Genomic DNA, 20,963 nt, shown 5'->3' with positions numbered 1-20,963 from the left:
TTCAGCGAAGCTCTTCGATTTCCCGAGCGAGGCTACGGTTTTCGGTGGTGACATAGCTTTCGATGTCACCCAGGCGGCGATCGATTTCCCGCAGGCGACCGCGAATGTCGCGGGCCGTGCGGGCCGGCGACTGGCGTACGCCCTGCCAGAATTCCTTGTCTTCCTTATTCTCCAGCGCCAGTTCGCGCGGTTCGTCGTCGGCGATGTAGCCGGCGATGAAGTAGAGCGGAAGGATGCTGCCGCCGCTCATGAACACGGCGCCGACCACCATGATGCGGACGAGCGACACGTCCATCCCGGTGTAGTTGGCGATGCCGGAGCACACGCCCATCACCTTGCCGTGACGCTTGTCGAGGTAGAATTTGGTGCGGCTTGCGGGCTGCGGCATCGGTTTATTCTCCATCGCTCAGCAGGCGCTGGCGCTCTTGCGGCAGGCACTGCTGGCGCCAGTTGGGATTTTCGGCGGTCATGATGCGTTCGATCGAGCAGAGGCGATCGTCGAGCCGGCGGGCGGCATCGTGCAGTTCGTCGAGCAGTTTCTCATCGGAGCTGCTGATGGTGGCGGCGGTCTTCCACTTGGTGATGTAGTGGAACACCAGCCACGGCAGGCCGATGAACAGCGTGACGATGGCAAATAACGGAATCAGATTTTCGTCCACTTAAGCCCCCTTGGCTTTCAACGCGGCCTTCATGGCCTCCAGCTCGGCGTCGACCTGTTCGGTCGCGCGGAGCTCTGCGATTTCCTCTTCCAGGCTCTTGGGCCCGGTCATGCCGAGTGCGTCGGCGCGGCCTTCGGCGAAGTCGGCACGCCGCTCAAGCAGCTCGAACTTCGAAAAGGCATCATCGGTGCGGCTGCCGTTCAGCACTTCGCGGGTGCGGGCGCGGGTGACGGCGCTTTCGATGCGCGACGCGATGGCATTCTGGCGGGCGCGGGCTTCGCGCAGCTTGCCCTGAAGCTTGGCGATGTCCACTTCATAGCCCTTCAACGTTTCCTCGATCGACGACAGTTCGACCTTCAGGCCCTGCGCCATGTCCGCCGCCTTCTGGCGTTCGATCAGCGCGGCCTTGGCCAGGTCCTCGCGGTCCTTGGACAAGGCCAGCTGAGCCTTTTCGGTCCAGCTCGACTGCAGCTCGTCGAGGCGCACTAGCGCGCGCTTCATTTCCTTGCTGTCGGCGATCGAGCGGGCCGCCGAGGCACGCACTTCGACCAGCGTTTCTTCCATTTCGAGAATGATCATGCGGATCATCCGCGCCGGATCTTCGGCACGGTCGAGCAGCTCGGTCATGTTGGCTGCGAAGATGTCCCGAGTACGGGAGAAGATACCCATTCAATGACTCCAAACTGGACGCCCTGTTGCGCAATTCCTTCTGCAGCAAATGTGCCAAAAACAAAAATAGGTCGAAAAACCGGAAAATCAGGGATTTTTCGACCAACGGCGGTGTGAAAAATCTTGCCAGATGGTGGGATTTGCCACCACATGTTGGGCCATGGATCGGTCCAATCAATTTGTCGGATCAAGCCTCGCCTTTCTCGACGCGGTCGAGCGGGCGAGCCGCGCCGCGCCGCTCAACCGACCGGTGCTGGTGATCGGCGAGCGCGGGACTGGCAAGGAACTGATCGCCGAGCGCCTCCACCACCTTTCGCAGCGCTGGTCGGGGCCGCTGGTAACGATGAACTGCGCGGCACTGCCGGAAAATCTGATCGAAGCGGAGCTGTTCGGGCACGAGGCCGGCAGCTTCACCGGGGCGGCCAAGACGCGGCACGGACGGTTCGAGGAGGCCGACGGCGGTACGCTGTTCCTCGACGAACTGGCGACCTTGTCGTCGCCGGCGCAGGACCGCCTGCTCCGCGCCGTCGAATATGGCGAGGTGACGCGCATCGGCGCGTCGAAGCCGATCAAGGTCGACGTGCGCATCGTCGCGGCGACCAACGAGCATTTGCCTACCCTGGTCGAGCAGGGGCGGTTCCGGGCCGACCTTCTCGACCGCCTGTCGTTCGAAGTCGTGACGCTGCCGCCGATGCGCGAGCGGCAGGGAGACATTTCGCTGCTGGCCGAGCATTTCGGACGGCGGATGGCGGTCGAATTGGACTGGCCGAACTGGCCGGGCTTTTCTGATCGCGCGATGGCCGCACTGGAGGCCTACCCATGGCCCGGCAACGTCCGCGAACTGCGCAATGTGGTGGAGCGTGCGGTTTACCGCGCGGAGGATCCCGAACGGGCCATCGACGAAATCCAGTTCGACCCCTTCGCATCGCCATGGGCACCGATGGCCAGCATGGCGCCGACCTCTGCCCCCACGGCGACTAGCATGCCGTCTGCGCCGAACGACGCGCCAGCACCTTTGAACGTGGCCGCATCGTCGTTTCCGACCACCACCAGCGATTTCCGTTCGGCCGTCGCGGATTATGAGAAGGCGTTGCTGGAGGATGCGCTGGCGCGCAACCGTTACAACCAGCGGGCGACCGCTGCGGCGCTTGGCCTCAGCTACGACCAGCTTCGCCACGCCATGAAACGCCACGAACTGTCGCTTACCGCGCCTGCCTGATCGCCCTTGCGACGCGGGTCGGTCGTTGACTTGCAACGCTCACGGCCTAGGGGCGTTCGGTAAGCAACCTATCAACGAAGGAGCTGTTCGATGCCATTCACCTTGCCTGACCTTCCCTTTGCCAAGCACGCCCTGGGCGAATTTATGTCGGCCGAGACCTTCGACTATCACCACGGCAAGCACCACAAGGCCTATATCGACAAGGCCAATGGCATGCTGGGCGAAAAGGGTCTGGAAGGCGCGTCGCTGGTCGAGGTGATCCAGAAGGCGAAAGACACCGGCGACAAGGGCCTGTTCAACAACAGCGCCCAGATCTGGAACCACAGCTTCTTCTGGCAGTGCCTGGCGCCGGCGCGGTCGACCGCTCCCTCGGGCAAGCTCAAGGACATGATTGACAGCGATTTCGGCGGCCATGAGGCGCTGCTCGAAAAGCTGGCCACCGAAAGCACCAACCATTTCGGCAGCGGCTGGGGCTGGCTGATCCTCAACAACGGCAAGCTGGAGATTACCTCGCTCCACGATGCCGATACGCCTGTCGTTCACGGCATGAAGCCGCTGCTAACGCTCGATGTGTGGGAACATGCCTATTACATCGACTATCGCAACGCGCGCCCGAACTATCTAAAGAGCGTGCTCGAAAATGTCATCAACTGGGACTTCGTCGGCCAGAACCTTGACGGCGAGGGCGCCAGCCGGGCCGACCAGCAAAGCTGAACCGGTTTATCCCGACCAGACTGCAGGGCGGTGGCCGAAAGGCTGCCGCCCTTAGTTTTTGAGCCGATATCCTGTCTTGAACACCCAGATGATCGCCGACAGCGGCAGGACGATGGCCGCCGCCATGACGGCCAGGCTCGACCACAGCGGCACGTCGGCGAGCTCGAAGAAGGTCCAGCGGAAACCCGAGACCAGATGCAGGATGGGATTGAAATGCGTCACCGTGCGCCACGGTTCGGGGATGGAGCTGGTGGCGTAGAAGACGCCGCCGAGAAAGGTCAGCGGGGTGACGACCAGCAGCGGGATGACCTGCAGCTGTTCGAAGTTCTTCGCCCAGATGCCGATGGTGAAGCCAAGCAGGCAGAAGCCCACCGAAATCGCGATCAGGAACAGCAGCATCAGCAGCGGATGGGCGATCGTCACCGGCACAAACAGGAAGGCGGTCGCCAGCGTGATCAGTGCCAGCAGAACCGACTTGCTGGCGGCCGCACCGACATAGGCGGTCACCAGCTCGATCGGTGAAATCGGTGCTGAGAGCATTTCATAGATAGTGCCGGTAAACTTCGGAAAATAAATGCCGAAACTGGCATTGAAGATCGACTGGGTGAGCACCGACAAGAGGATCAGTCCGGGGACGATGAAGCTGCCGTATGGCACGCCGTCCATCGCGCTCATCCGCCCGCCGATGGCCGAGCCGAACACCACGAAATAGAGCGACGTGGTGATGACGGGCGCGACTACGCTCTGCCACAGAGTCCGCTTCCACCGCGCCATTTCGAAGCGGTAGATGGCGCCGATGCCGGTCCAGTTCATGCCGCTTCTCCCACGCCTGAATGGACCAGTTTGACGAAGATGTCCTCCAGGCTCGACTGGTGGGTGCTGAGATCCTTGTAGCCGATGCCGAGGCTGTCGAGTGTGCGCATCAGTCCAGCGATGCCGGTATTTTCGGCGTGGCTGTCGAAGCGGTAGCAGAGCGTATGGCCGTCATCTTCCAGCGCCGGCGCCCATTGCTCAAGGCCTGCCGGCAATGCCTCCAGCGGCGGTTCGAGCGCGATCTTGAGCGTTTTCTGGCCCATCTGCGCCATCAGCTCGGCCTTGTCGCCCAGCGCGACTAGTTCGCCGCGGTTGATGACCCCGACCCGGTCGGCCATTTCTTCGGCCTCTTCGATATAATGGGTGGTCAGGATGATGGTCGTCCCGTCGGCGCGCAGCTGGCGCACCAAATCCCACATGTCGCGGCGCAATTCGACGTCGACGCCTGCTGTCGGCTCGTCGAGGAACAGGATGTCGGGCTCATGGCTCAAGGCCTTGGCGATCATCACGCGGCGCTTCATGCCGCCCGACAGTTCCATCATCTTCGCATTGCGCTTGTCCCACAGCGTCAGGCGGCGAAGGATGTCCTCGACCTTCTTGTCGTCCCTGGGCTTGCCGAACAGGCCGCGGCTGAAGCGGACGGTCGACCAGACGCTCTCGAACGCGTCAGTGGTCAATTCTTGCGGCACAAGGCCGATCAGCGAGCGTGCCTGCTTGAAGTGCGTCTGGTTGTCATGGCCGCCGACCAGCACCTCGCCCGACGTCGGCGTGACGATGCCGCAAACGATTGAGATTAGCGTCGTCTTGCCCGCGCCGTTGGGGCCAAGGAGGGCCAGGATCTCGCCCTTGCGAATGTCGAGGTCGACGCCCTTCAGCGCCTCCGTCCCACCCGCATAGGCCTTGCGCAGCTTGGAAATGCGGATGATCGGATCGCTCATTCGATGGGTCCCGGCTCGGTGGGTTGGGGGTCGTCGACGTTGAGGCCGTGGCGGAGCAGCATCGGCACGTTGGCGGCTGCGAACAACAGCGTGGCGGGAATGGCGCCCCAGATTTTGAAGCCGATCCAGAAGTCGGTGCTGGTATTGCGCCAGACCGCTTCGTTGACCATCGCCATCACGGCGAAGAAAATCGCCCAGTTGACGGTCAGTTTGCGCCAGCCGGCTTCGCTGAGGCCGGGATAGGTGCTGCCAAGCACGGCCTTCAGCAGGTTGCGGCCGGTGGCAAGCCCGAAGGCGAGAAGGCCCGAGACCAGCGCATAGTAGATGGTCGGCTTGATCTTGATGAAGGTTTCGTCGTGCAGGTAGATCGTCAGGCCGCCGAGGATGACGACCATCACGCCCGAAAACAAAAGCAGCGGCGACACGTAGCGGAAACGGATCGCCGAATAGACCAGCGCCACGATCATCGCGGCCATGAAAGCGCCGGTTGCGATGAAGATCTTGGCCGGGCCGAAACCGCTGCCGAGAAAATTGACCGCAAAAAATACCAGCAACGGGCCGAGATCGATGGCGAGGCGCGACAGGCCGGTGGGTTCGCTGTTCGGGGCCGCGGTCATTCGGAAAGTCCTGCAATGGCGCGGGCGACCGCGCGGGGATCGAAGGGACGCAGGTCGTTGACGCCTTCGCCAACGCCGATGGCATGGATCGGCAGGCCGAACTTTTCCGCTGCCGCGACCAGCACCCCGCCGCGCGCGGTGCCGTCGAGCTTGGTCATGACGAGACCGGTGACGCCAGCGTCGCGTGCGAACACCTCGATCTGGTTGAGCGCATTTTGCCCCGTGGTCGCGTCGAGGACGAGGATGACGTCGTGCGGCGCTTCGGGGTTGAGGCGGCCGAGCACGCGGCGGACTTTGCTGAGCTCGTCCATCAAATGCGCCTTGTTCTGCAGGCGCCCCGCGGTGTCGACGATCAGCGCGTCGATGCCCGTGGCAGTGGCCTGCTTGACCCCGTCGAACACGATGCCGGCAGCATCGCCGCCTTCCTTGCCGCTGATCACCGGCGCGCCGATGCGGTCTCCCCAGATCTTGAGCTGTTCGATCGCGGCGGCGCGGAAGGTGTCGCCGGCGGCGAGCAGCACGCCATAGTCCTGTTCCTTGAGCAAATGGCCGAGCTTGCCGATGGTGGTGGTCTTGCCGCTGCCGTTGACGCCGATCACCAGGATGACGTGCGGGCGCGGAAAGCCCCACACGTCGAGCGGTTTGGCGACCGGGGCGAGGATCTTCTCGATTTCCTCCGCAAGGATCGTCCGCAAACCGCGCTCGTCGAGCTGTTCGTAGCGGCGAGCGGCGATGGCGTCGCGGATGCGCTTCGACGCTTCCGGGCCAAGATCGGACGCGATCAGCGCTTCTTCGATATCGTCGAGCGTCGACGTGTCGAGCGCGGCCTTGGTGGTGAGGCCGCTGATATTCTCGCCCAGCCGGTCCGCCGTCTTTTTGAAGCCGCCGGTCAGGCGCTCAAGCCAACTCATTCAAAAATCCCGATGAGGAGGTCGCCGTCGCGACCGGTGATGGATGCCGAACCCATGTCGCCCCGCTTCGATCCGGAGACAAGGGCGGGGGCGAAATTATCGGCGTGGCCCTTCTCGCTGTTCTCGATCAGCAGCTTCTGGCGGGTGCCGACCAGGCTATCGAACCAGCGGTTGCGATGGTCTGCGGCTATTTCGCGAAGGCGCGCGGCGCGGGCCTTGACCGTCTCGCGCTCCAGCTGCGGCATGCGCGCGGCGGGCGTGTCGGGGCGCGGCGAGAAGGGAAAGATGTGCGCGGCGACAATGTCGCAGTCGCGGATGAGGTCGCGGCTATTCTGCGCCGCCGCTTCGCTTTCGGTCGGAAAACCGGCGATGAGGTCGGCGCCGATGGTGACATCGGGCCGTGCCTTCTTGAGCGCCGCGACGGTGGCGACCGCGTCGGCGCGGCTGTGGCGGCGTTTCATGCGCTTGAGGATGAGGTCGTCTCCGGCCTGCAGCGAGAGGTGGAAGTGGGGCAGCAGGCGCGGTTCGCCCGCGACCAGCTCCATCAGCGCGTCGTCGATCTCGATACTGTCGAGCGAGGAAAGGCGCAGACGCTTGAGACTCGACAGGTCGGCTAGCAGGCGCTGGCACAGCGGACCCAAACCGCCTTCGAAACTGGTGATGTCGACGCCGGTGAGGACGATTTCCTTCGCGCCGGCGTCCAGTTCGCGCACGACCGCTTCGCGCACCGCTTCATAAGGCAGCGACCGGCTCGCCCCGCGCGCCTGCCAGATCGAACAGAAGGTGCAGCGATGGTCGCACCCCGTCTGTACCGCAACGAAACTGCGAACCCTGGCGAGGAAGCCGGCGGCGACGGGCGGTGGAGATGCCGTCATGACGTCACTGCGCACGACCCTGTTTTCGCTCGCAAAAGCGTCGGCGCGGTATTTGTCGGCATTGCCGATGACCTTGGCCACTTCGGGCATGGCCGCGAAGCTGGTGGGGTCGAGCTGCGCGGCGCAACCAGTGACGATGATCTTGCGTTCGGGTCGCTCGCGATGGGCGCGGCGGATCGCCTGTCGGGTCTGGCGCACCGCCTCGTTGGTCACGGCGCAACTGTTGACGATCAACGCATCGTCGCCTGCCAGCCCGCGCATCGCCTCGCTCTCGGCGAAATTGAGGCGACAGCCGAGCGTGATCGTCTCCGCGCCCATCAGGCGAAAGCCTCAAGGTCGATGGTGCCCGTAAAGACGTGGGTCGCGGGGCCGCGCATGCGGATCGGTTGGCCTTCCGCCCAGTCGATGATGAGGTCGCCGCCCTTCATGTGGACGGTGACCGGCGACGCTGCCTTCTTCTGCCGGATTGCCGCGACGGCGGTGGCGCAGGCGCCGGTTCCACACGCCAATGTCAGCCCCGCGCCGCGCTCCCAGGTGCGGAGGGTCAGCGATCCGTGGTCTTCGACACGGGCGACGTTGACGTTGATGCGATCGGGGAAGACCGGGTCGGTTTCGATGCCGGGGCCAAGTTCGCGCAGGCGCCGTTCGTCGACCTTGTCGGCGAAGAATACGATATGCGGGTTGCCGACATTGATCGCCATCGGATGCTTCAGCTCGTCCCACGCCATCGGCAGCTCGGCGGTGTCGAGCGGATAGGCGAGCGGAATTTGGTCCCAACCGAAGCTCGGCGCGGGCAGGGTAACTTCGACCGTGTCTTCGCCGAGAGATCCTTCGACGATACCGCCTTCGGTTTCGATGGTGTGAGCGCCGGCGAGCTTGACGACGCAGCGAAAGGCATTGCCGCACGCCTCTGCGCCCGACCCGTCCGCGTTCCAGATGTCCATTCGAAGGTCGGCGACATCGCTTTTCGACAACAGGATCAACTGATCGCAGCCGATGCCGGTGTGCCGGTCGCTCAATGCTTTGGCGAGTGCGTCGGTCATGACGATCGGATCGACGCGACCGTCCAGCACGACGAAGTCGTTTCCAAGCCCGTGCATCTTGTGGAATTGCCGCATCACGCGCGCCGACTTAGGAGGCGTCACGCGCCGAGTCTACTTTCTCGGCACCGATCAATGGAGTTTCCAAGTGCAGCGAGCCGCCACCGACGTCATGCAATCCATCATCTTCGCCGCGGTCGCCGACGCGATCGAAGCGGTGAAGAAGGGTTCGGGGGGCGTGCCCAACGTCATGCTGCGCGACCTGCAATCGCTACACCCGAACACCGCCTTCGCCGACCTGCCCAAGGCGGTGCAGGACTCGATTGCGCAGAGTGTGCGCTCGGCCTTCACCCAGTTGTTGAAGGAAGGTTATGCCGTCGGCCCCAAGGCCACGATGCAGCAGTCGCGTCCGCTGGACCGCGTGCCGGAACGCGAACGTCGTGGCCCCACCGATCGTCGCGACATTCGCCGTTCGCCTGGTCGGCGTGGCCCGGGGGAAGGACGCGGCCCGCGGCCGAGCGGCAACGGTCCAAAAAGCCCACGCGGTCCGGGCAAGCCCAAAGCCTGAATTCAGCTACCGGTGAAAGCGCCGCTCAGGCGCGGGGGGCTTCGCCTTCGCGCAGGATACGGCGGGCGGTCGTCGCCGTCTGACCGACGAACAACAGGGTCAGGATCGTCGCTACGCCGCCGACCAGCCAGTCGAACGGGGTGACGTCGGTCGGTGCGATTTCCCGCCAACCCGTCGCCCACATGGCGATGGTCATGGCGATCAGGAGCATGCGAAGTTCGGTCGGACCGGCTGCGATGTACGACAGCTTCATTTCGCCCAGAACGCGGGCTGCGAGGAAGGTGTGCATCGACAGGAGGAAATAGCCGGTCAACGCAAACAGGGCGACGTCGAGCCGGACATATGGTCCGATGCCCATCCCGACGAGCATCATCATGGTGCCAAGCGCGTCCATGCTGTGGTCGATGAAGTAGCCGAAGCGAGGCCGCTCGATCTTGCGATAACGGGCAATGCTGCCGTCGAGGCTGTCGCCGAACCAGTGGACGAAATAGAAGCCGACCGACATCCACAGCCAGTTGGGATCATACCAGCTAAGGATGTAGCCAAGGCCGATCACGAAAGCGGCGAATACGGCCAGGCCCGTCAGATGATCCGGCATGACCCATGCGGGCAGCCGTTCGCAGAGATAGTTCAGCAGGCGACGCTCGTTACGCGCGACCAGATTTTCCTGGATGCGGTTGAGCGGCTTTACCGACCGGGCGTCGTTGGATGTACGTTGCAGCATGGGCGGCGGCCTATGGATTAATAATGTTGTCATGACAATGACATCGCTGCGTAACGACGCACGAAGGCGACCAAGCGTTCCGATGCGCGACCTTGACCTTCCACGGCGCTGCGCGTAAGGGCCGCCACGTCTTTACGGACATGACATCGATGACGGACTGAGATCGCCCAGATCAGGTCCACGCTGACCGGCGAGGTTTCGCCCGTCGGCGTTTCCGTCTTTGCATGCCCGTTGTTTAAAGGAATTTGGATGTTCGACAGCCTTAGCGATCGTCTTTCGGGCGTATTCGACAAGCTCCGCGGCCGCGGCGCGTTGTCGGAGGACGACGTCCGTTCGGCGATGCGCGAGGTGCGCGTGGCGCTGCTCGAAGCCGACGTCGCGCTGCCGGTCGCCCGCGAGTTCGTCGACAAGGTGACCGAGCGGGCGGTCGGCCAGGAAGTGATCAAGTCGGTCACGCCTGGCCAGATGGTCGTCAAGATCGTCAACGACGCGCTGGTCGAAATGCTGGGCGGTGAAGGTACGGACGGGCAGGGCGCCGAGCTCATGCTCGACGTCAATCCGCCGGCCGTCGTGATGATGGTCGGCCTGCAGGGCTCGGGCAAGACCACCAGCACCGCCAAGCTGGCCAAGCGGCTCAAGGAAAAAGAGCGCAAGAAGGTCCTGATGGCCTCGCTCGACGTCGCCCGCCCGGCGGCGCAGGAGCAGCTTGCGGTGCTCGGCCGCCAGGTCGAGGTCGACACGCTGCCGATCATCGCCGGCCAGCCCCCGGTCCAGATCGCGGAACGCGCGCTGCAGGCGGCGAAGCTTCAGGGCTATGACGTGCTGCTGCTCGACACGGCGGGCCGCCTCCACGTCGATGACGCGCTGATGAGCGAGATGAAGGCGGTTGCCGCCGCGTCGCGCCCGGTCGAAACGCTGCTGGTCGTCGACAGCCTGACCGGACAGGACGCGGTCAACGTCGCAAAGGGCTTTGCCGGCGAGGTCGACCTTAGCGGTGTCATCCTGACCCGCATGGACGGCGATGCACGCGGCGGTGCGGCGCTGTCGATGCGCGCGGTCACCGGCAAGCCGATCAAGTTCGCCGGCGTCGGTGAAGGCATGGATGCGCTCGAAGCCTTCCACCCGAGCCGGGTCGCGGGACGTATCCTCGGCATGGGCGACGTGGTCAGCCTCGTCGAGCGCGCCGCCGAAACGGTCAAGATCGAGGAAGCGGAGAAGCTCGCGGCCAAAATGGCCAAGGGCAAGTTCGACCTCGACGACCTGGCCATGCAGATCCAGCAGATGAAGCGGATGGGCGGCCTCGGCGCGCTTGCCAACATGCTGCCGGGAATGAAGGGCATGCCCAAGCCCGGCGCGGTCGACGACAAGGCGCTGCTGCGGCTTGAGGCGATCATGTCGTCGATGACCGCCAAGGAACGCGCCAAACCCGACATCATCAACGCCAAGCGCAAGATCCGCGTGGCGAAGGGCAGCGGGACGACCGTCCAAGACGTCAACAAGCTGCTGAAGATGCACAAGGACATGGAAACCGCCATGAAGCGGCTCAAGAAAATGGGCGGTTTCGGCAAGCTCGCCGCGATGATGGGCGGCGCAGGCGGCATGGAAAAGATGCTGGGCGGCCTTGGCGCTGGCGGCGGACAATCTCCGGGTGGAATGCCCGGTCTCCCGGGCCTTGGCGGCGCCGGGTTCAACCTCCCGCCGGGCTTCGACAAGTTCGGCAAGAAATAAGCGTATCACACCGATTTAACGAAGGAAGAAGACTATGGCAGTTGCAATTCGCCTGGCCCGTGGTGGCAGCAAGAAGCGTCCCTATTACCGCATCGTCGTGGCCGACAGCCGCAACGCGCGCGATGGCCGTTTCATCGAGAAGGTCGGCACCTACAACCCGCTGCTGGCGAAGGATTCGCCCGAGCGCGTGAAGCTCGACGCCGATCGCGTGAAGCATTGGCTGTCGGTCGGCGCCCAGCCGTCGGACCGCGTTGCCCGTTTCCTTGACGCCGCCGGCTTGAAGGAACGCACCGCCAAGAACAACCCGCAGAAGGCGGAACCGGGCCAGAAGGCCAAGGACCGTGCGGAAGAAAAGGCCTCGAAGCTGGCGGAAGCCGAAGAAGCCAAGGCCGCCGCCGAAGCGGAAGCCGCCGAAGCTGCTGCTGCCCCGGCGGAAGAAGCGCCGGCTGCTGAAGAAGCTCCGGTTGCCGAAGAAGCTCCGGTTGCCGAAGAAGCTGCCGCTGAAGAGGCTCCTGCCGCTGAAGAGGCCCCGGCCGCCGAAGCCGAAACCAACGAAGCGACGCCGAACGCCGATGCCGGCGACGATGCCGCTGAAGTGACCGGCGAAAGCGCCCAGGCTCCGGCCGAAGGCGAAGCCGAAGAAGGCGAAAAGGCCGAGTAATCCCATGTCGGAGCCGGTGACCGAAGCACAGCGCGTCGCGCTCGCGGCGGTCGCCGGCGCCCATGGGGTGAAGGGCGAGGTTCGTCTGAAGCTGTTCGCGGACAGCGTCGACAGCCTCGCCGCTCACAAAAATCTATTCGTTGGCGGCAGCGGCAAGAAGCTCCTGTCCGTCCGCGACGGCGGAAAGACCGCTATTGCCCGCTTCGACGGGGTCGCCAGTCGTGAAGCCGCAGAGGCTCTGCGCGGCCAGCTGGTCGAGGTCGATCGCGACGCGCTGCCCCCGCTCGAAGAGGGCGAATATTATTACGCCGACCTTATCGGGCTGACCTGCTTCGACAGCCAAGACAATACGGTGGGCTCGGTTGTGGGAGTCGAGAATTTCGGCGCGGGCGACCTGCTCGAAGTCGAAAAGACCGACGGCAAGCGCGCCCTGATCCCGTATCGCGACGGCATCGCCGACCTGGTCGCTGCCCGGATCGTCCTCGACCCGGCCTTCCTCGCCTAACGGCGGATCGGTTCGACCTTCGCCAAGTCGTTGCGGATGGTGGTCGATGCCACGCCGCCTTCACCCATGGCATGGCTTATCTGGTCGAGGCCTTTGACGACATCGCCTGCCGCATAGGCACCTTCAACGCTGGTCCGCTGATGATCGTCGGTGACGATGCATCGGTCCTTGCTGAGCTTGCAACCCAGCATTTCTGCCAGGCTGACATGGGTGTCGCTGCCTAGCGCCGGATAGATGCTGGCGAAATTGTGCCTGCTGCCATCGCAAAGGGTGACGCTGATTTCGCCGTCGCCGGGTTCGATGACGTCGATGGGTCCGTCGACGATCCTGACCCCCGCTTCGGTTAGCGAGGCGCGGTCGTCGTCGGACAGGTCATGAGCACCGTCCGGAGCGATCAGCATGATGTCGGCAGTGTAGCCTCGAACGAAGCGCGCCTCGCCGGCGCCGCCCGGGCCGGTGCCGATGATGCCGACCGCCTTGTCGGTGACTTCATAGCCGTCGCAGATAGGGCAATAGCGGATTTGCCCGACCGCCATCGCTTCGTCGTGGATCGCAGTGTCCATCGGCGGGCGTCGGTTTGTGACGCCGGTCGCCAACAGGACGGTTTTCGCGACAACCGGCCCGGAACCCCATTCGGCCTCAAAGAGGCCGTCGTCGCGCTTCTCCAACCGCGTGACCTGTCCGTCCGCGATCTTGGTGCCATATCGCTGCGCCTGCTCGCGCATGCGGTTGAGCAATTCCTTGCCGTTGATGCCGTCGGGGAAGCCGGCATGGTTGTGGCTTTCCGGGATCCACGCGCAGCGGCTCTTGCCGCCGTCGACCACCAAAATGTCGAGATGATACCGCGACAGGTAGATCGCCGCGGTCAGCCCTGCCGGGCCGCCGCCAATCACCAGGCAATCGAGGGGTTTGTCCATGCATCGCCCAATGCCGGGCATGGCGAAGATGTTCCGCATCCGCTAGGGGCGCTGCCCATGACGTTCCGCGCTACTGTCCTTACGCTCTACCCCGACATGTTTCCGGGTACGCTCGGCCAAAGCCTGGCAGGGCGCGCGTTGGCTGAGGGGAAATGGGCGCTGGAGGCGCGCAACATCCGTGACCACGCCATCGACAAGCACCGCACGGTCGATGACACGCCGGCGGGCGGCGGGGCGGGGATGGTGCTGCGCTGCGACGTGCTGGCGTCGGCGATCGATGCGGTCGCTGACGGTCGCCCGATCCTGGCGATGACCCCCCGCGGCAAGCCGCTAACGCAGGCCCGCGTGCGCGAACTGGCGGCGGGAGAGGGCGCGATCATCCTGTGCGGCCGCTTCGAGGGATTCGACGAGCGGATCTTCGAAGGACGTGGCGTCGAAGAGGTCTCGATCGGCGACTATATCCTGTCCGGCGGAGAGCTTGGCGCGATGGTGTTGCTCGATGCTTGCGTTCGGCTGCTCGACGGAGTAATGGGCGCGCCGACGAGCGGAGAGGAGGAGAGCTTCGAAAGCGGCCTCCTCGAATATCCGCACTACACCCGACCAGTTGACTGGGAAGGGCGCACGATCCCCGAAGTGCTGCGATCGGGGGATCATGCGAAGATTGCCGCATGGCGTCATGCCAGGGCAGTCGAAGATACACGGCTACGGCGGCCGGACCTGTTGGAGCGCCACGGTGGCGCTACGAGGTCGTCGCCCTCTGGTGCGCGGCATGAAGATTGGGAAGACGAATAATGAACCTGATCCAGACGCTCGAAGCGGAACAGATCGCCGAGCTCATCAAGGACAAGAAGATTCCGGAATTCCGTCCGGGCGACACCCTGCGCGTCGGCGTGAAGGTCGTCGAAGGTGAGCGTAGCCGCGTCCAGATGTACGAAGGCGTGTGCATCGCGCGTTCGAACAAGGGCGTCAGCTCGAACTTCACCGTCCGCAAGATTTCCTTCGGCGAAGGCGTGGAACGCGTGTTCCCGCTCTACTCGCCGAACGTCGATTCGATCACCGTCGTCCGCAAGGGTGCGGTGCGTCGTGCCAAGCTTTACTACCTGCGCGGTCGCCGCGGTAAGTCGGCGCGTATCGCCGAACGCAAGGAACATCGCAGCGAGGGTGGCGAAGCTTAAGGGCTTCACCCCAACGAATATGCGAAAGGGGGCGTCCGGAGCGATCCGGGCGCCTCTTTCACATTCGGGCGGAGCGGGGCTTGCAGCCGCCTGCCGAAGGCCTATTTGCAACCAAGATCGAGCCGCGATGCGCGGCCGCTGGAGAATGGACATGAGCGGATATCGGGTCGCCGTCGTTGGCGCGACCGGCAATGTGGGCCGGGAATTGCTGAACATCCTGGTCGAACGCCAGTTTCCCTATGCCGAGGTCGCTGCGGTGGCCAGCCCGCGCTCGACCGGCGACCTCATCGATTTCGGCGACAGCGGCGATACGCTGAAGGTCAAGAACCTCGAACATTTCGACTTCACCGGATACGACATCGCGTTGTTCGCGGCGGGCTCCGAAATTTCGCGCAAATATGTGCCGATCGCGGCCGGGCAGGGCTGCACCGTCATCGACAACAGCTCGCTTTTCCGGATGGACCCGGACGTGCCGCTGATCGTGCCCGAAGTGAACCCGCACGCGATCGACGGCTACAAGGCCAAGAACATCATCGCCAACCCCAACTGCTCGACCGCGCAGATGGTCGTTGCGCTAAAGCCGCTGCACGAGGCGGCGGGCATCAAGCGCGTTGTCGTATCGACCTACCAGTCGGTGTCGGGCGCGGGGAAGGCCGGCATGGACGAGTTGTTCGAACAGAGCCGCAACATCTTCGTCGGCGACGCCAACGAACCGGTGAAGTTCACCAAGCAGATCGCCTTCAACGTCATCCCGCATATCGACAGCTTCCTGGAAGACGGATCGACCAAGGAAGAATGGAAGATGGTGGTCGAGACCAAGAAGATCCTCGATCCCAAGATCAAGGTCACCGCAACCTGCGTCCGCGTCCCGGTGTTCGTCGGTCATAGCGAAAGCATCAACATCGAGTTCGAGCGCGAGTTGTCGGCCGAGGACGCGCAGAAGATCCTGCGCGAGGCGCCGGGCGTGATGCTGGTCGATAAGCGCGAGGACGGCGGATATGTCACGCCGGTCGAATGCGTTGGCGATTATGCCACCTTCGTCAGCCGCGTGCGCGACGACCCGACGGTCGACAACGGCCTCAACCTGTGGTGCGTCAGCGACAACCTGCGCAAGGGCGCCGCGCTCAACGCGGTCCAGATCGCGGAATTGCTCGGGCGGAGGCACCTCCAGAAGGCCGCATAAGGAGAGGCACGTGGAAGAGACGATCGGTGGCGGCTGCGCGTGCGGCCGTATCCGTTATGAGGCAGTGGTCCGCGACGACGACGCCTACCTGTGCCATTGCCGCATGTGCCAGCGCGCCAGCGGGAACGTGAGCCTGGCACTGAAGGGTTTCGAACAGTCCGATGTGCGCTGGGCGACCGAGCCCGACTGGTACCGGTCCAGCCCGATCGCTCAGCGGCCCTATTGCCGCGAATGCGGCACCTCGCTAGGCTTCCGCTACGACAAGGATACGACGAAGATGGACCTGACGGTCGGCAGCTTCGACGATCCTTACCCCTACAAGCCGAGCAGCCATTTCGCGGCCGAGAGCGTCAACGAGCCTTGGCTAGACACCACCGACCTGCCACGTCACCGGTCCGACGAATATCAGCGGCTGGTCGACCGTTGGGCCGAGGCCGGGGTCACGCCGCAACAATGAGCGTGGACGTTCACCACTGGACAGCATCGGACGGTATCGATCTGGCCTATCGGCAGGTGGGTGAGGGACGGCCGGTCATTCTCGTCCACGGCCTGTTTTCCGACAGCAACGTAAACTGGGTGAAGTTCGGCGCGGCGGCGGAAATCGCTTCGCGCGGCTTCCGGGTGATCATGCCCGACCTGCGCGCCCACGGCCTCAGCGGCAAACCGCATGAAGCAGCCCATTACCCCAAGGGCGTGCTGGCCCGCGACCTGCGCGAACTGGTTGCGCATCTTGGCCTCACCGATTTCGACCTTGGCGGCTTTTCGCTCGGTGCGCGCACGACGGTGCAGGCGGTGGGTGAGGGGCTGCGGCCACGGCGCGCGTTCCTTGGCGGGGCGGGACTGGAAGGCCTGCTCGGCTGGATCCACCGCAAGGACTTTTTCCTCGATACGCTTGCCAACTTCGACACCTCGACGCGCGGCGATCCCTGGTGGTTCACCGTTCAGTTCATGAAGACGATGAAGATCGACCGGGTTGCTGCCGGGTACCTACTCGCCGCGTTCGAAAATGCCCATCCGGAATGGCTCGCTGCGTTCACCATGCCGACGCTGGTGGTGTGCGGGACCGAAGACGAGGACAATGGGTCGGCGACCAGGCTGGCGGAGGCGCTGCCGAACGCAACCTACGCGCCGGTGCCGGGGACCCATATGTCGAGTGTAACCAAGGCGGAATTCGGCCGCGCGATCGCCGACTTCCTGTCGGCCTGAGCTTTTCGACGGAAGGCGGGACAACGCCTTGACGTTGCGGAACATTCGTCTCACTCCTCGCCCCCAACAAAAACAAGTCAGGACAGGGAGCCGCCGCCTTGAAGAAATTCGCTGTATCCGTCTCGTTCGCCGCGCTCGCGCTGGCCAGCTGCGCCACGACCCCGCAAAACCGGGAAGTCGGGCCGCTTCCGTCGGCGCAGAATGAGGAAATCCAGGCACCGGCGTCGGCGCAGCCGACCGTCGCCGACGCGCGCAAGTTCGTTGCCGATGCAGAGGCCGACCTGCTCGCTCTGTCGAACATCAGCCAGCAGGCGCAGTGGGTGAACAGCACCTACATCACCGACGATACGGACGCCCTGGCCGCCTATTTCGGCACGATCGGGACCGAAAAGGGTGTCAAATACGCCAGCGAAGCCGCCAAATATGCCAATATCCCGGGCCTCGATTTCGATACGGCCCGCAAGCTCAACATCTTGCGCGGCGCACTGGTCCTCGCCGCGCCGACCACGCCGGGTGCGGCGGCCGAACTCAACGACATCGCGACCAAGCTCAATTCGACCTACGGCAAGGGCCGCGCCTCGCTGCATGGCAAGGTGCTGACCGGCGACGATGTCGAAGCCGCGATGGGCACCAACCGCAATCCGGCCGAGCTGGCCGAGATGTGGAAGACGTGGCACGAAAATGTCGGACGTCCGATGAAGGCCGACTATGCTCGCATGGTCCAGATCGCCAATGCGGGCGCCAAGGAGCTCGGCTATCCCGACACCGGTGCGATGTGGCGCAGCCAGTATGACATGACGCCCGAACAGTTTTCGGCGATGTACGACCGGCTGTGGAGCGAGGTGGAGCCGCTTTACAAGGATTTGCACTGCTACACCCGGACCAAGCTGAACCAGAAGTACGGCAATGCCGTCCAGCCGGCGAACGGGCCGATCCGCGCCGACCTGCTGGGCAATATGTGGGCGCAGGAATGGGGCAACATCTACGACATCGTCGCGCCCAAGGGCTCCGGCGATCTCGGCTTCGACACGGGCGAGCTGCTGGCGAAAAAGGGCTACGACCCGGTCAAGATGGTGAAGGCGGGCGAGGGCTTTTACACGTCGCTCGGCCTTGCGCCGCTTCCTGAGAGTTTCTGGCAGCGCAGCCAGATCACGCGTCCGCGCGACCGCGAAGTCATTTGCCACGCCTCGGCCTGGGACGTCGATAACAAGAACGACCTGCGCATCAAGATGTGCACCAAGGTCAACAGCGACGACTTCGTGACCATCCACCACGAGCTGGGTCACAATTATTACCAGCGCGCGTACAACCAGCAGCCCTATCTCTACCTCAACGGCGCTAACGATGGCTTCCACGAAGCGATCGGCGATTTCATCGCGCTGTCGATCACGCCACAGTACCTGGTCCAGATCGGCCTGCTCGACGCCAATAAGGTTCCGAGCGCGGACAAGGACACCGGACTGTTGCTGCGTCAGGCGATGGACAAGGTTGCGTTCCTGCCGTTCGGGCTAATGGTCGACAAATGGCGCTGGGGCGTGTTCGACGGGTCGATCACGCCGGCCACCTACGAGTCCGCGTGGGTCGACCTGAAGAAGCAGTATCAGGGTATCACGCCGCCGGTCGCGCGCAGCGAAGCGGACTTCGATCCGGGCGCTAAATACCATATCCCGGGCAACACGCCCTACGCCCGCTACTTCCTCGCCCGCCTTCTGCAGTTCCAGTTCTACAAGGCCGCTTGCGACATGTCCGGGTGGAAGGGCCCGCTGCATCGCTGCAGCTTCTACGGTAACAAGGAAGTCGGCGCGCGGCTTAACCAGATGCTGGCGATGGGCGCGTCGAAGCCGTGGCCGGATGCGCTGCAGGTGTTCACGGGCAGCCGCGAAATTTCGGGCAAGCCCATGCTCGAATATTTCGCCCCGCTACAGGCGTGGCTGAAGAAGCAGAACGAAGGGAAGCAGTGCGGCTGGTAATCGTCACCGCCATCATGACAAAAGGGAGCTGACCTCGCGGTTCGCTCCCTTTTTCTTGTCAGGACCGGTTGGCGGTTTAGTAGGCGATTGCGCCGGCCTTGACCTGGTCCTCGATCAGCGGATCGACCGGCTTGCGGCTCTTGCGACCTGTTTCCTTCAGCGTCAGCGCCTCCTCGGCGATTTCGGTCATCGACTTTTCCGCGACGCCGTCGCGGGTCCGGACGCGGGTCGCCGCGTCCTTGATGCGCTGGCCGGTTTCCGACAGGCCGTCCTTGACCTTGTCGCTGACGTCGCCGGCCTTTTCGCGGAGGTCCGAAGCGCCTTCCTTGGCGCGGGTCTTGATCCGGCTGGCCTTGGCCTTGATGTCCTTGCCGGCCTTCTTGCCGGTCTCGGTCTTGGTGAAGAAATAGGCTGCACCGGCGGCGGCAACGGCGGCGAGGGCGCCGGTGGCGACTGCCGCAGTCGTCTTCGGCCGCGCCTTGACGGCCTTGGTCGCCTTGGTGGCGAGCGTCTGTGTGGCGGCGGTCGACGTCGTCGTCTTGCGCGACGTCGACTTGCGGGCGGTGGTGGTTTTGCGCGGGGTACGCGTGGTCTTGGTGATAGCCATCGGGGTTACTCCTTACTGAAACGGGGGTTCAGCAGGGGTAACGCACGGCGGGCGGCAATGGTCCCGCCGTGCGTCGCATCTTTACATCTTTTTGACGCTTAGAGCTGGCCCAGCATGGTTTCGGCGCTGGAGGCGGCATATTCGCCCGGCGCTTCGACGTTGAGCTGTTCGACGACGCCGTCGTTGACGATCATCGAATAGCGCTGGCTGCGCTTGCCCATACCAAACTTGCTGCCGTCCATGGTCAGGCCCAGCGCTTCAGCAAAGTCGCCGTTGCCGTCGGCCAGCATGGTGATGTCCTGGCTGCCCTGATCCTTGTTCCACGCACCCATGACGAACGCGTCGTTGACGCTGGTGCCGACGATTTCGTCGACGCCCTTGGCCTTGAGGTCGCCCGCCTTTTCGACGTAGCTCGGCAGGTGGCGGGCCGAACAGGTCGGGGTGTAGGCGCCCGGCACGGCGAACAGCGCGATCTTCTTGCCGGCGAAATAATCGCCGGACTTGACCGGCACCGGGCCTTCCGGCGTGGCGAGGGTGAGCTGGACGTCCGGAATGCGGTCGCCGACCTTGATCGTCATATCGTGTCTCCTTTTTGCTGAGGCGGGAGATAGGCGCGGTGCGTGACAGTCTCAAGGCTTGTGCGGGGTCAGAGGCAAGCGCATCTAGGAAGTAATGGACGAACCGCCCTTCCTGACAGGGAAACTGTTGTTGGCAATGCCAGGCATGAGCGATCCGCGCTTCGAACGCGCGGTCATCGCCATGTGCGCGCATGACGAGGACGGGGCACTCGGCATCGGCATTGGTCACCAACGGGCCGGGATCAGCTTTCGCGGACTGTTGGAACAACTCGACCTCGACCCCGGCGAGGCGCCGGAGCGTCCCGTCCTCCACGGCGGTCCGGTCGAACCGGGCAGGGGCTTCATCCTCCATTCGGCGGATTGGGGCGGCCAGGACACGATCGCGGTGCCCGGCATCGGTGCCTTGTCCGGTACGATCGACATCTTGAAAGCGATCGCAGAGGGGCGGGGTCCGACGCAATGGGTGGCGGCGCTCGGCTATGCGGGGTGGGGTCCGGGCCAGCTCGATGAGGAAATGACCCGTCACGGCTGGTTCACGGCCGGCGGCGGCGAGCGGATATTGTTTGACACGCCGGTCCAGGACAGGTGGGAAGCCGGCTTCAAATCAGAGGGCATCGACCCCAGCCTGTTGACGGGTCAGTCGGGCGCGGCCTGACATTGCTTTTGCGGACGCCCTTGGGTAGGGG

The 20,963-nt window shown here is 64.0% G+C and carries 25 protein-coding genes and 1 pseudogene; 13 read left to right on the top strand and 13 right to left on the bottom strand.

What is annotated here, in order from left to right; all coding sequences use genetic code 11:
- Position 1: 1 nt before the first annotated feature.
- Genes pspC through pspA form a run of 3 tightly spaced genes read right to left on the bottom strand, consistent with a single transcriptional unit; the run spans position 2 to position 1,328 of the window.
- Positions 2–388, bottom strand: a complete 387-nt coding sequence (pspC, locus tag G570_RS13750) for an envelope stress response membrane protein PspC (RefSeq protein WP_037501675.1) — start codon at positions 386–388, stop codon at positions 2–4.
- Positions 389–392: 4 nt separating this feature from the next.
- Positions 393–659, bottom strand: a complete 267-nt coding sequence (gene pspB / locus G570_RS13745; protein WP_037501672.1) for an envelope stress response membrane protein PspB — start codon at positions 657–659, stop codon at positions 393–395.
- Complete coding sequence (gene pspA / locus G570_RS09520) at positions 660–1,328, bottom strand: phage shock protein PspA (protein WP_037501669.1); 669 nt, start codon at positions 1,326–1,328, stop codon at positions 660–662.
- A 160-nt stretch (positions 1,329–1,488) separates the two neighbouring features.
- On the opposite strand from pspA, the gene pspF reads away from it, so the two are divergent.
- Together pspF and G570_RS09510 are read left to right on the top strand one after the other, a co-directional pair.
- Positions 1,489–2,547 carry a phage shock protein operon transcriptional activator gene (gene pspF, locus G570_RS09515; protein ID WP_037501665.1) on the top strand — a complete coding sequence of 353 codons (1,059 nt, stop codon included), beginning with the start codon at positions 1,489–1,491 and terminating at the stop codon, positions 2,545–2,547.
- A 90-nt stretch (positions 2,548–2,637) separates the two neighbouring features.
- Positions 2,638–3,261, top strand: a complete 624-nt coding sequence (locus G570_RS09510) for a superoxide dismutase (protein WP_037501663.1) — start codon at positions 2,638–2,640, stop codon at positions 3,259–3,261.
- 51 nt (positions 3,262–3,312) lie between these two features.
- Here G570_RS09510 and G570_RS09505 read toward each other — a convergent pair whose 3' ends face one another.
- The 6 genes from G570_RS09505 to dapF are packed head-to-tail and all read right to left on the bottom strand — an operon-like array spanning position 3,313 to position 8,536.
- Positions 3,313–4,074, bottom strand: a complete 762-nt coding sequence (locus G570_RS09505) for an ABC transporter permease (protein WP_037501660.1) — start codon at positions 4,072–4,074, stop codon at positions 3,313–3,315.
- Positions 4,071–5,012, bottom strand: a complete 942-nt coding sequence (locus G570_RS09500; protein ID WP_037501656.1) for an ABC transporter ATP-binding protein — start codon at positions 5,010–5,012, stop codon at positions 4,071–4,073. The genes G570_RS09505 and G570_RS09500 overlap by 4 nt, the downstream gene beginning before the upstream one ends.
- Positions 5,009–5,629: a septation protein A gene (locus G570_RS09495; protein ID WP_037501653.1), complete on the bottom strand. Its 621-nt coding sequence runs from the start codon at positions 5,627–5,629 to the stop codon at positions 5,009–5,011. The genes G570_RS09500 and G570_RS09495 overlap by 4 nt, the downstream gene beginning before the upstream one ends.
- Positions 5,626–6,540 carry a signal recognition particle-docking protein FtsY gene (ftsY, locus tag G570_RS09490; RefSeq protein WP_037501650.1) on the bottom strand — a complete coding sequence of 305 codons (915 nt, stop codon included), beginning with the start codon at positions 6,538–6,540 and terminating at the stop codon, positions 5,626–5,628. The genes G570_RS09495 and ftsY overlap by 4 nt, the downstream gene beginning before the upstream one ends.
- Positions 6,537–7,736, bottom strand: a complete 1,200-nt coding sequence (locus G570_RS09485) for a MiaB/RimO family radical SAM methylthiotransferase (protein WP_037501647.1) — start codon at positions 7,734–7,736, stop codon at positions 6,537–6,539. Before G570_RS09485 ends, ftsY begins: the two co-directional genes overlap by 4 nt.
- Complete coding sequence (gene dapF / locus G570_RS09480) at positions 7,733–8,536, bottom strand: diaminopimelate epimerase (RefSeq protein WP_156930472.1); 804 nt, start codon at positions 8,534–8,536, stop codon at positions 7,733–7,735. The genes G570_RS09485 and dapF overlap by 4 nt, the downstream gene beginning before the upstream one ends.
- A gap of 67 nt (positions 8,537–8,603) precedes the next feature.
- On the opposite strand from dapF, the gene G570_RS13225 reads away from it, so the two are divergent.
- A complete protein-coding gene (locus G570_RS13225; protein ID WP_051504247.1) occupies positions 8,604–9,023 on the top strand; it encodes a hypothetical protein in 420 nt (139 codons plus the stop codon).
- 25 nt (positions 9,024–9,048) lie between these two features.
- Here G570_RS13225 and G570_RS09470 read toward each other — a convergent pair whose 3' ends face one another.
- Complete coding sequence (locus G570_RS09470) at positions 9,049–9,747, bottom strand: CDP-alcohol phosphatidyltransferase family protein (protein WP_037501641.1); 699 nt, start codon at positions 9,745–9,747, stop codon at positions 9,049–9,051.
- Between the two features lie 249 nt (positions 9,748–9,996).
- On the opposite strand from G570_RS09470, the gene ffh reads away from it, so the two are divergent.
- From ffh to rimM, 3 genes and pseudogenes are all read left to right on the top strand, one after another.
- Positions 9,997–11,475, top strand: coding sequence for a signal recognition particle protein (ffh, locus tag G570_RS09465; RefSeq protein WP_174377469.1), 1,479 nt, complete (start codon positions 9,997–9,999; stop codon positions 11,473–11,475).
- Positions 11,476–11,509: 34 nt separating this feature from the next.
- A pseudogene (rpsP, locus tag G570_RS09460) lies at positions 11,510–11,995 on the top strand (30S ribosomal protein S16); the annotation flags it as partial.
- Positions 11,996–12,140: 145 nt separating this feature from the next.
- Entirely contained in the window at positions 12,141–12,641 is a 501-nt protein-coding gene (gene rimM / locus G570_RS09455) for a ribosome maturation factor RimM (RefSeq protein WP_245600279.1), read from the top strand.
- Here rimM and G570_RS09450 read toward each other — a convergent pair.
- Complete coding sequence (locus tag G570_RS09450; RefSeq protein ID WP_037504053.1) at positions 12,638–13,558, bottom strand: NAD(P)/FAD-dependent oxidoreductase; 921 nt, start codon at positions 13,556–13,558, stop codon at positions 12,638–12,640. The genes rimM and G570_RS09450 overlap by 4 nt on opposite strands.
- A gap of 57 nt (positions 13,559–13,615) precedes the next feature.
- Here G570_RS09450 and trmD point away from each other — a divergent pair, with 57 nt between their 5' ends.
- The 6 genes from trmD to G570_RS09420 all read left to right on the top strand — a co-directional run bounded on the left by trmD (position 13,616) and on the right by G570_RS09420 (position 19,092).
- Entirely contained in the window at positions 13,616–14,350 is a 735-nt protein-coding gene (gene trmD, locus G570_RS09445) for a tRNA (guanosine(37)-N1)-methyltransferase TrmD (RefSeq protein WP_037501635.1), read from the top strand.
- A complete protein-coding gene (rplS, locus tag G570_RS09440; protein WP_037501632.1) occupies positions 14,350–14,733 on the top strand; it encodes a 50S ribosomal protein L19 in 384 nt (127 codons plus the stop codon). The genes trmD and rplS overlap by 1 nt, the downstream gene beginning before the upstream one ends.
- A gap of 151 nt (positions 14,734–14,884) precedes the next feature.
- Positions 14,885–15,916, top strand: coding sequence for an aspartate-semialdehyde dehydrogenase (locus G570_RS09435; protein ID WP_037504052.1), 1,032 nt, complete (start codon positions 14,885–14,887; stop codon positions 15,914–15,916).
- A 10-nt stretch (positions 15,917–15,926) separates the two neighbouring features.
- The gene (locus G570_RS09430) at positions 15,927–16,373 is read left to right on the top strand and encodes a GFA family protein (protein WP_037501629.1); all 447 of its coding nucleotides are present in this window, start codon (positions 15,927–15,929) and stop codon (positions 16,371–16,373) included.
- Entirely contained in the window at positions 16,370–17,122 is a 753-nt protein-coding gene (locus G570_RS09425) for an alpha/beta fold hydrolase (protein ID WP_037501627.1), read from the top strand. The genes G570_RS09430 and G570_RS09425 overlap by 4 nt, the downstream gene beginning before the upstream one ends.
- A gap of 98 nt (positions 17,123–17,220) precedes the next feature.
- Positions 17,221–19,092 carry a M2 family metallopeptidase gene (locus tag G570_RS09420; RefSeq protein WP_037501623.1) on the top strand — a complete coding sequence of 624 codons (1,872 nt, stop codon included), beginning with the start codon at positions 17,221–17,223 and terminating at the stop codon, positions 19,090–19,092.
- Positions 19,093–19,168: 76 nt separating this feature from the next.
- Here G570_RS09420 and G570_RS09415 read toward each other — a convergent pair whose 3' ends face one another.
- The gene (locus tag G570_RS09415; RefSeq protein WP_037501621.1) at positions 19,169–19,699 is read right to left on the bottom strand and encodes a hypothetical protein; all 531 of its coding nucleotides are present in this window, start codon (positions 19,697–19,699) and stop codon (positions 19,169–19,171) included.
- A 98-nt stretch (positions 19,700–19,797) separates the two neighbouring features.
- The gene (locus G570_RS09410; protein ID WP_037501617.1) at positions 19,798–20,277 is read right to left on the bottom strand and encodes a peroxiredoxin; all 480 of its coding nucleotides are present in this window, start codon (positions 20,275–20,277) and stop codon (positions 19,798–19,800) included.
- A gap of 94 nt (positions 20,278–20,371) precedes the next feature.
- Between G570_RS09410 and G570_RS09405 the strand changes: the two genes are divergently transcribed.
- On the top strand, positions 20,372–20,932 hold the full coding sequence (locus G570_RS09405) for a YqgE/AlgH family protein (protein ID WP_037501614.1): 561 nt from the start codon (positions 20,372–20,374) through the stop codon (positions 20,930–20,932).
- Positions 20,933–20,963: the final 31 nt, after the last annotated feature.

Source organism: Sphingomonas jaspsi DSM 18422 (genome assembly GCF_000585415.1).
Lineage (GTDB): Bacteria > Pseudomonadota > Alphaproteobacteria > Sphingomonadales > Sphingomonadaceae > Sphingomicrobium > Sphingomicrobium jaspsi.
This window is presented reverse-complemented; position numbering and strand designations above follow the sequence as displayed.